This window comes from Cupriavidus campinensis (assembly GCF_905397395.1).
GTDB classification, from domain to species: domain Bacteria; phylum Pseudomonadota; class Gammaproteobacteria; order Burkholderiales; family Burkholderiaceae; genus Cupriavidus; species Cupriavidus campinensis.
This window is the reverse complement of record NZ_CAJPVH010000064.1, coordinates 17,265-28,097: the sequence shown is the minus strand read 5'-3', so window position 1 is coordinate 28,097 and position 10,833 is coordinate 17,265. Positions and strand designations below refer to the sequence as shown.

8 protein-coding genes are annotated in these 10,833 nt (G+C 70.2%); 6 read left to right on the top strand and 2 right to left on the bottom strand.

Annotated features, from left to right (window positions below; translation table 11 throughout):
- The coding region (locus KHO18_RS24320; protein ID WP_322791034.1) for a DUF6600 domain-containing protein at positions 1-1,574 on the bottom strand (1,574 nt) is incomplete at its 3' end.
- A gap of 228 nt (positions 1,575-1,802) precedes the next feature.
- Entirely contained in the window at positions 1,803-3,128 is a 1,326-nt protein-coding gene (locus tag KHO18_RS24315; RefSeq protein ID WP_144196368.1) for a putative bifunctional diguanylate cyclase/phosphodiesterase, read from the bottom strand.
- Between the two features lie 287 nt (positions 3,129-3,415).
- Between KHO18_RS24315 and KHO18_RS24310 the strand changes: the two genes are divergently transcribed.
- The 6 genes from KHO18_RS24310 to cheB are packed head-to-tail and all read left to right on the top strand — an operon-like array spanning position 3,416 to position 10,832.
- Positions 3,416-5,035 (top strand): methyl-accepting chemotaxis protein, encoded by a 1,620-nt coding sequence (locus KHO18_RS24310; protein WP_211944037.1) that lies wholly within the window; start codon positions 3,416-3,418, stop codon positions 5,033-5,035.
- A 30-nt stretch (positions 5,036-5,065) separates the two neighbouring features.
- Positions 5,066-5,551, top strand: coding sequence for a chemotaxis protein CheW (locus KHO18_RS24305; RefSeq protein WP_211944036.1), 486 nt, complete (start codon positions 5,066-5,068; stop codon positions 5,549-5,551).
- Positions 5,548-6,831, top strand: a complete 1,284-nt coding sequence (locus KHO18_RS24300; protein WP_211944035.1) for a CheR family methyltransferase — start codon at positions 5,548-5,550, stop codon at positions 6,829-6,831. The genes KHO18_RS24305 and KHO18_RS24300 overlap by 4 nt, the downstream gene beginning before the upstream one ends.
- Positions 6,824-7,504, top strand: coding sequence for a chemotaxis protein CheW (locus tag KHO18_RS24295; protein ID WP_144196364.1), 681 nt, complete (start codon positions 6,824-6,826; stop codon positions 7,502-7,504). The genes KHO18_RS24300 and KHO18_RS24295 overlap by 8 nt, the downstream gene beginning before the upstream one ends.
- Positions 7,501-9,795, top strand: a complete 2,295-nt coding sequence (locus tag KHO18_RS24290; protein ID WP_211944034.1) for a hybrid sensor histidine kinase/response regulator — start codon at positions 7,501-7,503, stop codon at positions 9,793-9,795. The genes KHO18_RS24295 and KHO18_RS24290 overlap by 4 nt, the downstream gene beginning before the upstream one ends.
- Positions 9,792-10,832 (top strand): chemotaxis response regulator protein-glutamate methylesterase, encoded by a 1,041-nt coding sequence (gene cheB / locus KHO18_RS24285; protein ID WP_144196362.1) that lies wholly within the window; start codon positions 9,792-9,794, stop codon positions 10,830-10,832. Before KHO18_RS24290 ends, cheB begins: the two co-directional genes overlap by 4 nt.
- Position 10,833 lies beyond the last annotated feature (1 nt).

Sequence of the window (10,833 nt, the reverse complement as noted above, 5' to 3'; positions counted from 1 at the left end):
CCCGCCTGCCCCGCCTGTTGCGACGGCGGGCGCCCCGGGCGCCGGTCGTCGAACGCCGGCCGGCCCGGCAGGTGCGTGGCGATGGCCTGCCGCTCGAACCCCTGCCGCGCCATCGGCGGCAGCGCACGCGTTGGCGCCCCGCCTATATAACTACGCTTGACCGGAGCCATTGGCGGGGCGCCCCGGCCCTCGCCCACCGGCAGGGTCCGCCACGCATCGTGGTGGGATCCACGCGGCACGGGCCGTCCTTCGACGAAATTGCGCGACGGCATGCCCGTGATGGCGCCCGGCACATTGCGATTGATCCAGCGTTCCCGGTCGCGGTCGCGGCCGTCCCCGCCCCGGCCATAGTGGTGGATTGGGGCGTAGTTGATCCGCGACACATAGTTCTGGCTGGCTCGATAGCCCGGACGGTAGACGTCGCGCGGCCCGAGCGGGTACCAGGCAACGCCGGGGCCGCCACCAATCCGGATGGTGGCCGCGCTGCCGCCGATAAAGCCGACCACGGCCGGCGCATAGCACGGGCGCACGCTGACCGGGCCGGGCACCCAGCCCCAGCGGTTGCCGAAATGGGCCCAGCGGCCATAGTGCGACGGGGCGAAGCCCCACGGCGCGTCATCGATCCAGGTCCAGCCCCACGGCGCCACCCAGGCCCAGTGCCCGGTGCTGTACGGCGCCCAGCCGGACGGCACCGCGCGCGGGAACCACACCGCGCCGTAGCCGGCGTCCTGCTGCCAGTCGCCATAGTCGTCCAGTGCGGCGTAGCCGGTCATCTCGCGCGGCACGTAACGCGCGGAGACGGACTGATCCTCGCGGGCGTCGCGCGCGGCGGTCCATTGGTCGAAGCCGTCGGGCGGCGGGTACGCGCCCGCGCCGGCATCGGCAAGGTCGGTGCCGGCAAAGCGCATGCGCTGGCCGCGTGACAGCTCGATCGAGCGCGAATCCCCATACAGGACCGCGCTGCCGTGGCGCATGCTGACCAGCGTGGTGCTGCCATCGGGCGAGACATCGATCCGATAATCGCCCGGTTCATTGGGCACGAAGGCGAGGTTCGGCGTATCGACTTCCACCCGCTGGCCCTGCGGCAGGGCGCGCACGCGCAGTTGCAGCGAGCCCTGGGTGAGCTTGACCTGTGTGGTGTCGTCGTCGAGATTGAGGATGCTGGCGGCGGTGGCGCCGCCCAGCCGCACCGTGGTGGTGCCGGCATGCACTTCGGCCCGGCCGCCCGGATCGACCCAGAGCCGGTCGCCGGTGGTCACGGGCCGGTTCAGGCCGATGGCCGCCCACTCGTCCGAGCCGGCCGGCGCGAAGCTGATGCCACCGGCCACGTCAGTCAGCGTGGCGATGCGGGACGACGGATCGGCATATTGCCCGTTCGGCGCCAGCGCGTCGGGGTTGCCCAGGACGGAGCCGTCGGCGGTGCCCTGCGCGTAGCCGGGCGGCGCGTAATCCTGGGCCTGCGCCATCAAGCCATGCGCCACCAGCGCGGCGGCCAGGCCAATCCCGGCAAGCGGCGCCAGCCGGCGCGGCCATGCAGAAACCGAAGCCGAAACCGGGCGATCAAAGGGTTGCATCGTGCGAGTCATCTCTGTTCCGGACGCCCACCGCGCTTGGGGGGCGTCGCCGTACTGTCACCGTATATCGGATAACGGCAGGGAACGCGACTTGCGGACCTGACTTTGTAAGCACATATTTCCCCGGCGCCGTCCGGAGGTCGGGCGGATATGCGCGGAAACAAGTCTTGCAGATGCTGACAGGGCGCCGGGGAGCGCAACTGGTTTGCTGCAACGCAGCATTGGCGGTCAGCGCGGCTGGCTGCGCAGGAAGTCGGTCAGCCGGTCAGGCGGCATCGGGCGGCCATAGAAATACCCCTGCGCCTCGATGCAGCGGTTGGCGAGGAGGAAATCGCGCTGCTCGGCGGTCTCCACCCCCTCCGCCACCACGCCAATGCGCAGGCTTTCGCCCACATTGATGACCGAGCGGACGATGGCGGCGTCCACGTCGTCCTGGGTGACATTGCGGATAAAGGACTGGTCGATCTTGAGCCGGTCCACGGGAAACGTCTTGAGGAAGCTCAGGGAGGCGTAGCCGGTGCCGAAATCGTCGCAGGTCAGCGTCACGCCGTCGCGCCGCAGGGCCTGGAGCTGGTCGGAGACGTCGTCGCCCTGCTGCAGGGCGATGGTCTCGGTGATTTCGATCTCCAGCAGCTTCGCCGGCAGCTCCAGCGCGCGCAGCACATGGCGCACCTCGGTCAGCAGCCGGCTTTCCGCCAACTGGGCGGCGAACAGGTTGATGGCCACGCGCGGCGGCTCGGCGAAGGTCAGCGACCACGCCCGCGCCTGGGCGCAGGCCGTATGCAGCAGCCACATGCCGACGTCCCCGGCCACGCTGCTGGCCGCCAGGGCGTCGATGAAGGCGGCTGGCGTCAGCAGGCCCAGGGTGGGATGGCGCCAGCGCATCAGGGCCTCGGCGCCCACCACGCGGCCATCGCGCAGGTCCACCTGGGGTTGATAGAGCAACTCGAACTGGCGTTGGGCATAGGCCTCGCGCAGCGCCTGCACCAGCGAGAGCCGCGTGGTCACGTCCGTGCGCATCTGCGGCTTGAAGAAGCGGATGGTCCGCCCGCCGTCGTGTTTGGCCCGGGCCAGCGCCAGGCTGGCCGCCGCCAGCACATCGGACGAATTCTCGCCCCCAGCCGGCATCACGCAGGCGCCGATACTGGCCAGCACATGGTGCCGGCGGCCGTTCATTTCATAGGGGGCGGACAGCATCGACAGGATGGCGGCACTCACATGGCGCACCAGCGTCGGGTCCGAGATGGATGTCAGGAGCACGCCGAACTCGTCGCCGCCCACGCGCCCGATGATGGCGTCGCGCGGGGAGGCGTCGGCCAGCCGCCGGGCCACGCCCTGGAGAATGGCGTCGCCCTCGGCATGCCCGTGCATGTCATTGAAGGCGCGGAAGTCGTCGATGCCCACCAGCAGCAAAGCAAAGCGTGGCGGCGCCTCGCTGCGCAGGCGCGCCTCCAGTCGCGTCAAGTATGCCTGGCGAGCGACCACGCCGGTCAGCGGATCGAGATCCGCCGGCGGCAAGGCGCCAGTCGCCTGTACCTCCGACCTGGCCACCATCCCTGCCCTATCAGTTGTGATGAACATAGTTCCCGCTCAAGCTATTTGGCAAGTGTGACGAAAACCATGGAAAAATCAAGCGGTACAGAAATGCGGCGCAACCGCGCAACGGCGCGGGCTGGCGGGCGTCCGTCCGGCGCCGGCCGACGTTGTCAGCGCCGGACGCATACAGTACCCTACGCCGCAAACGCCTGCCGCACCCGGGGCGCCATCCGCCTTCCGGCCGATAGCGCCCCGCCGCGAAACCTGCCAGCGGCCAATTCAAGAAGACCAACGCGGACCCGACCGTGAACAACTGGACCCTACGCTCGCGCATCCTGGCGAGTTTCAGCCTCATTCTCCTTGTCATGGCACTGATGGGCGTGGTCGCCTACAACCGCCTGTCCGCCATCGAGCATGAAAGCGATGTCATGCGCAACGATGCCCTGCCCGGCCTGAACTACAGCGCCGGCATGCGCGGCATCTGGGGCGAGTTCTACGTCCTGGCCTGGCAGATCGTCACCACCGAGGACGCCACCCAGCGCGGCCGCCTGCTGGCCCAGCACCAGGACGCCACCCAGCGCTTCCACCGTCTGGAACTGCTGTATGAAGCGTCCATCGTGCGCGCGGACGATCGCGCCCGTTTCACGGCGTTCAAGGAACTTCACACCCGATATGACCAATCGGCGCAGTTGTATCTCGATCCGACCAAATGGCGGGACACCGCCACCGCCGAAGCCGCGCTGCGCGGCCAGGCGCACGACGTCTGGCTCGACGGTCGCAAGGCACTGCAGGGGCTGGTCGATGACAACAACGCCATCGCCAGCGACGCCGCCAAGGACATCACCAACGCCGTGGAAGGCGCCAAGACGAGTATCGAGGTGGCGCTGGGGCTCGCGGTGGTCGTGGCCGCGGTCTGCGGCTACCTGCTGCTGCGCTCGATCACCGTGCCGATGGGCGGCATCGTCTCGCTGCTGACCGGCATGCGCGGCGGCGACCTGCGCCAGCGCATGGCGCTGGGGCGGCGCGACGAGTTCCTGGCCGTCGAGGAAGGCTTCAACCAGATGGCCGGCGAGCTGACCACGCTGGTCGGCCAGGCGCAGCGCTCGGCCATCCAGGTCACCACGTCGGTCAACGAGATCGCCGCCACCGCCCGCCAGCAGCAGGCCACGGCCACCGAGACCGCCGCCACCACGACCCAGATCGGCGCCACCTCGCGCGAGATCTCGGCCACCTCCCGCGACCTCGTGCGGACGATGGGCGAAGTCTCCCACGCCGCCGAACAGACCGCCGGGCTGGCGGGCACCGGGCAGGTCGGGCTGTCGCGCATGGAGGCCACCATGCACCATGTGATGGAGGCCGCCGGCTCGGTCAACGCCCGGCTGGCCACGCTCAACGAGCGCGCCGGCAATATCAATCAGGTGGTGACCACCATCGCCCGCGTGGCGGACCAGACCAACCTGCTGTCCCTGAACGCCGCCATCGAGGCCGAGAAGGCCGGCGAGTACGGGCGCGGCTTTTCCGTGGTGGCCACCGAGATCCGGCGCCTGGCGGACCAGACCGCCGTTGCCACCTACGATATCGAGCAGATGGTGCGCGAGATCCAGTCGGCCGTCTCCGCCGGCGTGATGGGCATGGACAAGTTCTCGGAGGAAGTCCGGCGCGGCATGTCAGAGGTCACCCAGGTGGGCGACCAGCTCTCCCAGATCATCGGCCAGGTGCAGTCGCTGGCACCGCGCGTGCAGATGGTGAACGAGGGCATGCAGGCGCAGGCCGGCGGCGCCGAACAAATCAACCAGGCGCTGATGCAGCTGTCCGAAGCCGCGCAGCAGACTGTGGAGTCGCTGCGCCAGTCGAGCCAGGCCATCGACGAACTGACCCTCGTCGCCAACGAACTGCGCAGCGGCGTCTCGCGCTTCAAGGTGTGAGCGCCGGCTCCACGACCCGCATGTCCCGCCATGGCCCTCTTCCTGCTGTTCCGCATCGGTCCTGACCACTACGCACTCGATACCGCCGAGGTAGCCGAGGTGCTGCCGCTGACCACGCTCAAGCAGATTCCGGGGGCGCCGGCATGGGTTGGCGGGCTGATGGTGCGGCACGGGCAGCCGGTACCCGTGATCGACATCCCCGCGCTGGCCACAGGTACGCCCGCCGTGGCGCGCAAGAGCACGCGGACCGTACTGGTGCACTACCGCCGCCCTACCCACGGCAGGCATGTCATCGACCAGCCCGCGCGCCTGCTCGGCCTGCGGCTCGAATACGCCACGGAAACCCTGCGCGCCGATGCTGCCGCCTTCGTCGACAGCGGCATCGACCCTGCCCCGGTGCGCTATCTCGGACCTGTGCTGCACGACACCCGCGGCCTCGTGCAATGGGTGCGCGTGGGGGCGCTGCTGCCCGATGCCGTGCATGACCTGCTGTTTCCCGATCCGGCCCCGGCATGACCGACGCCCCGCACCCGCTCACGCCCATCGAAGTGTTGCTGAAGGAACGCATCGGGCTCGATGCGGGCGCCGTCGGCACCGGCACGATCGCGCGTGCCGTGCTGGAGCGCCAGATCGCCGTGGGGGCCACCGACCTTGGCAACTACTGGAACGTGCTGCACGCGGTGCCGGACGAGTTGCAGGCGCTGATCGAAGCCGTGGTAGTGCCGGAGACCTGGTTTTTCCGCCATCGTGAAGCGCTGCTGGCCATGGCGAGCTTTGCCGCCCACCGCAGCTTTGGCGATGGCGTGCCGATGCTGCGCGTGCTGAGCGCACCCTGCTCCACCGGCGAGGAACCGTACTCCATCGTCATGGCGCTGCTGGACGCGGGCGTGCCGCCCGAGCGGTTTCGCGTGGATGCCGTGGATGTCAGCGCCCGGGCGCTGGAGCGCGCGCGCACCGGCCACTATGGCAACAACGCCTTCCGGGGCCGGCCGCTGGACTTCCGCGAGCGCTACTTCACGCCCGTGGCGGCGGGCTACCAGATTGCCGATAACGTCCGGGCGCAGGTCCGGCTGCTGCCGGGGAATCTCCTCGATCCGTCGCTGCTCGCTGCCGAGCCGCCCTACCACGTGGTGTTCTGCCGCAACCTGCTGATCTATTTCGACCCGGACACGCAGCGCCACGCGGCGCAGGCGCTGGTACGCCTGACGCGCCCGGACGGCCTGGTCTTCGTCGGCCCGGCAGAAGCCAGCCTGCTGACGCGTGAAGGGCTCGCCAGCGCCGGGGTGCCGCTCGCCTTCGCATTCCATCCCCATCCGGTGCGCCCGCCCGCACGGGAAGTGCCGGCGTCCCTGGCGCCGGCCTTGCCGCGCGCGCCGCTGCCACCCTCCCCCACTGTGCCGGCGCGCCGGCCCCAGCCTGCCCCCGCATTGCGCGCCACACCGCCCGCCGCCACGCGCGTGAATCCGCCCGCGCCGCAAGCCGGCAGCGATGCGCTCACCGCGATTTCCGCGCTTGCCGACCGTGGCGACCTGGCCGGCGCCACCGTCGCGTGCGAGCAATTCCTGGCGCAGCGCGGCCCATCCGCCAACGCCTACTGCCTGCTTGGCGTGCTGCACGACGCCGCCGGCCATGTAGCCAATGCGCATGCCGCCTACCGCAAGGCGGTGTACCTCGAACCCGGCCACGAGGAAGCGCTCTACCACCTTGCCGCCCTGCTCGACAGCGAGGGCGATGCCGGCGGCGCCGCCCGCCTGCGCGAGCGCGCCCAACGCCACGCCCGCATGAGCCATGGTTGAAACCTCCGCGACCCGGCTGCCGAACCTTGCGGCCATCGACGATTGCTGGCGACGCATCGGCGTGTCCGGCGACGCTTCCTGTCCGCTGCTGGTGACGCACGTCCACTGCCGCAACTGCCCGACCTACGCGCAGGCCGCCACGGCGCTGCTCGACGCGCTGGCCGTCGACGATCTCGTAGATGCCGCCACGCTGGATCAACCTGCCGGGGGCGCCTCCCACGTCGATCGCGCGGCGGGCCAGTCGTGCGTTGTCTTCCGCGTGGGCGACGAATGGCTCGCGCTGCCGACCGCCGTGCTCGGCGAAGTCACCGCGCCGGCGCCAATCCACTCGCTGCCGCACCGCCGTCACGCGGCGCTGGTCGGGGTGGCCTCAGTGCGCGGGGCGCTGCTGACCTGCGTGTCGCTGGCGCTGCTGTTCGGCGGCACGACGACCGATACCAGCCGCACGGGGCGGTTCCTGATGCTGGGCCAGGGGCGCAATGCCATTGCGCTGCCGGTGGCCGAGGTGGCGGGCGTGCAGCACGTGCCCCACACCGCACTGCTGCCGCTGCCGGCCACGCTGGCGCGCGCCTCCGCACACTACACGCGGGCATTGTTCGAGCATGAGGGCCACACAGTCGGCCTGCTCGACGCCGACCTGCTGCGGCAGGCCCTGTCGCGGAGCCTGTCATGAATCCCGAACAGCTCCGCGATGCCTCGATGCTCGAGCTGTTCGCGCTCGAGGCGGACGCGCAGGCGGAAATCCTGAACGCCGGCCTGCTGGCGCTCGAGCGCGAGCCCGCTGCGGCCGCGCACCTGGAATCGTGCATGCGCGCCGCCCATTCGCTCAAGGGCGCGGCGCGCATTGTCGGGCTGGATGGCGGCGTGCGCGTGGCGCATGTGATGGAAGACTGCCTCGTCGCCGCGCAGCGCGGCGGCCTGCTGCTGACGCCTTCCCACATCGACGCCCTGCTGCAGGGCACCGACCTGCTGCAACGGATCGGCCACCCCCCCGGCGGCGCCCTCGACTGGCCCGAGCGGGAAGGACTGGCGGAGATCGACGCGTGCGTCGCGCGCCTCAACGCGCTGCTCGACGGCACCGACCCGGAGCCTGCGCCCACGCGGATGCCGGCGGTATCCGTGGAAACGCCCGAGGCGCCTGTCGCCGAAGTCCCGCCCGCCGCTCAGAGCATTCCGGCCATTCCGGCCATGCCGGCCACTGCTGACACGCAGGAGCGCATGCTGCGCGTCAACGCGGACCGGCTGGACCGGCTGCTGGCCATGGCTGGCGAAGCGATGGTGGAGACGCACTGGCTGCGCCCGTTCGGCGGCGCCATGCAACAGGCGCGGCGCCAGCAGATGCGCGCGCTCCAGGCGCTGGACGGCCTGCAGGCCCTGCTGGCCAGTGCCGACGGTACCGTGCCACGGCTGCGGGCGGCGCTGGCCGAAGCGCGCCAGTTGCTTGAGGAGAGCCATGGCCAGCTTTCGCAGCGCGTGGAGGAAATCGACCAGTACGATCACCGTGCGAGCCGGCTGTCGCGCCAGCTTTACGACACCGCGCTGTCCTGCCGCATGCGGCCGCTCTCGGACGGCATCATGGGCTATTCGCGCATGGTGCGCGACCTCGGCCGCGCGCTCGGCAAGCCGGTGCACCTGACGCTGGCGGGCGAGCAGACCCAGGTGGACCGCGACATCCTCGAGCAGCTCGACGCCCCGCTGGCCCACCTGCTGCGCAACGCGGTGGATCATGGCATCGAGCCGCCCGAGGTACGCCGCGCCGCCGGCAAGCCAGAGGAAGGACGCGTCTCGTTGCATGCGCGCCATAACGCGGGGCGTCTCGTCATCGAGATCTTCGACGATGGTGCCGGCGTGGATTTCCACGCGCTGCGCGATGCCATTGTGCGCCGCAGCCTGGCCCAGCCCGAGACGGCGGCGCGGATGTCCGAGACCGAGCTGCTCGAATTCCTGCTGCTGCCCGGCTTCAGCCTGCGCGAGACGGTGTCTCATGTCTCGGGGCGCGGCGTCGGGCTGGACGCCGTGCAGGACATGGTGCGCGCCGTGCGCGGCAGCCTGCGGCTCTCGCAGCAGCCCGGCAGCGGGCTCCACTTCCATCTCGAACTGCCGCTCACGCTGTCCGTCGTGCGCACGCTGCTGGTGGAAGTAGCCGGCGAAGCCTATGCCTTCCCGCTCGGGCACGTCATGCGTGCCGTGGCGGTACGCCGGGACGAGATCGAGCAGGTGGAGCAGCACCAGCACTTCCGCCATGGCGGCCGGCCCGTCGGCCTCGTCAGCGCGGCGCAGTTGCTGCAGCGGCCCGAGACGGCCACGCAGGACGCCGACACCGTGCCCGTGGTCATCATCGGCGAGCAGGATCGTGTCTATGGCATTGCCGTGGACCGCCTGTTGGGCGAACGCATGCTGGTGGTGCAGCCGCTGGCGCAGGCGCTGGGCAAGATCAAGGACATCGCGGCGGGCAGCCTGACCGACGACGGCACGCCCGTCCTGATCTTCGATGTCGAGGACATGCTGCGCTCGGTCGAGAAACTGGTGTCCGATGGCCGGATCGAGCGCGTGCGCCAGGCTGGCGCCGGCGCCGCCGACGTCCGCCGCAAGCGCGTGCTCGTGGTCGACGATTCCCTGACCGTGCGCGAGCTGGAGCGCAAGCTGCTGGCCGGGCGCGGCTACGATGTGGCGGTGGCCGTGGACGGCATGGATGGCTGGAACGTCCTGCGCGCCGAGCCCTTCGACCTCGTCATCACGGACGTGGACATGCCGCGCATGGACGGCATCGAACTGGTCAGCCGCATCCGGGAGGAGCCGCGCCTGCGGCAGATGCCGGTGATGATCGTGTCGTACAAGGACCGCGAGCAGGACCGCGAACGCGGATTGCAGGCCGGCGCGGACTATTATCTGGCCAAAGGCAGTTTCCATGACACGGCGTTGCTGGACGCCGTGCTGGATCTCATCGGCGAGGCACGTGCATGAAGATCGGTATCGTCAATGATTCCCCTCTGGCCGTGGCGGCGCTGCGGCGCGCCATCGCGCTCGATGCCACGCACGAGATCATCTGGGTAGCTGGCGATGGCGAGCAGGCCATACGCATGGCCGCCACGCAAACGCCGGACCTGATCCTGATGGACCTGTTGATGCCGGTCATGGATGGCGTGGAAGCCACACGGCGCATCATGGCCGCCACGCCGTGCGCGATCGTCGTGGTGACGATGGATCTCGGGCGCAACGCGGACCAGGTGTTCGCGGCGATGGGTCATGGCGCGATCGATGCGGTGGACACGCCCACGCTGGCCGAGCCGGACACGCAACTCGCGGCAGGGCCGCTGCTGCGCAAGATCCGCAATATCGCCAGGCTGCTGAACGGCCGCGCGATCGCATCGCATTCCCTGACCGCGGCCACACCCGCGCCGGCCGCGCCACGCCTCGTGGCCATCGGCGCCTCGGCGGGCGGGCCGGCTGCACTGGCCACGCTGCTGGGCGCGCTGCCGGCTGACTTCGGCGCGGCGGTTGTCGCCGTGCAGCACGTGGACGAGGCGTTCGCGCCCGGCATGGCCGAGTGGCTCAACGCACAATGCGCGCTGCCGGTGGGCATCGCGCGCGCCGGCGAGAGGCCGCAGACCGGCACCGTCGTCCTGGCTGGCACGAACGATCATCTGCGGCTGGTGCATGCCGCGCGGATGGCCTACACCCCGGAGCCGGGCGATTACCTGTACCGGCCCTCCATCGACGTCTTCTTCGAATCGGTGGTGGAGCACTGGCGCGGCGAGGCGGTCGGCGTGCTGCTCACCGGCATGGGCCGCGACGGTGCCCGCGGCCTCAAGGCCATGCGTGACCGGGGCTACCTGACCATTGCGCAGGACCAGGCCACCAGCGCGGTGTACGGCATGCCCAAGGCGGCTGCGGCGCTCGACGCCGCTGCAGAGATCCTGCCATTACCCCGGATTGCCGCGCGGCTGGTCAAGGCGTGCGGCGGCGGTCAACAGAACAAGAACAAAGCACAGGATGCATGAA

Excerpts from the sequence above, each read along its gene's own strand:
- KHO18_RS24315 (WP_144196368.1), bottom strand. The coding sequence starts at position 3,128 with ATGGTGGCCAGGTCGGAGGTACAGGCGACTGGCGCCTTGCCGCCGGCG.
- KHO18_RS24305 (WP_211944036.1), top strand. The coding sequence starts at position 5,066 with ATGGCCCTCTTCCTGCTGTTCCGCATCGGTCCTGACCACTACGCACTC.
- KHO18_RS24300 (WP_211944035.1), top strand. The coding sequence starts at position 5,548 with ATGACCGACGCCCCGCACCCGCTCACGCCCATCGAAGTGTTGCTGAAG.
- KHO18_RS24295 (WP_144196364.1), top strand. The coding sequence starts at position 6,824 with ATGGTTGAAACCTCCGCGACCCGGCTGCCGAACCTTGCGGCCATCGAC.
- KHO18_RS24290 (WP_211944034.1), top strand. The coding sequence starts at position 7,501 with ATGAATCCCGAACAGCTCCGCGATGCCTCGATGCTCGAGCTGTTCGCG.
- cheB (WP_144196362.1), top strand. The coding sequence starts at position 9,792 with ATGAAGATCGGTATCGTCAATGATTCCCCTCTGGCCGTGGCGGCGCTG.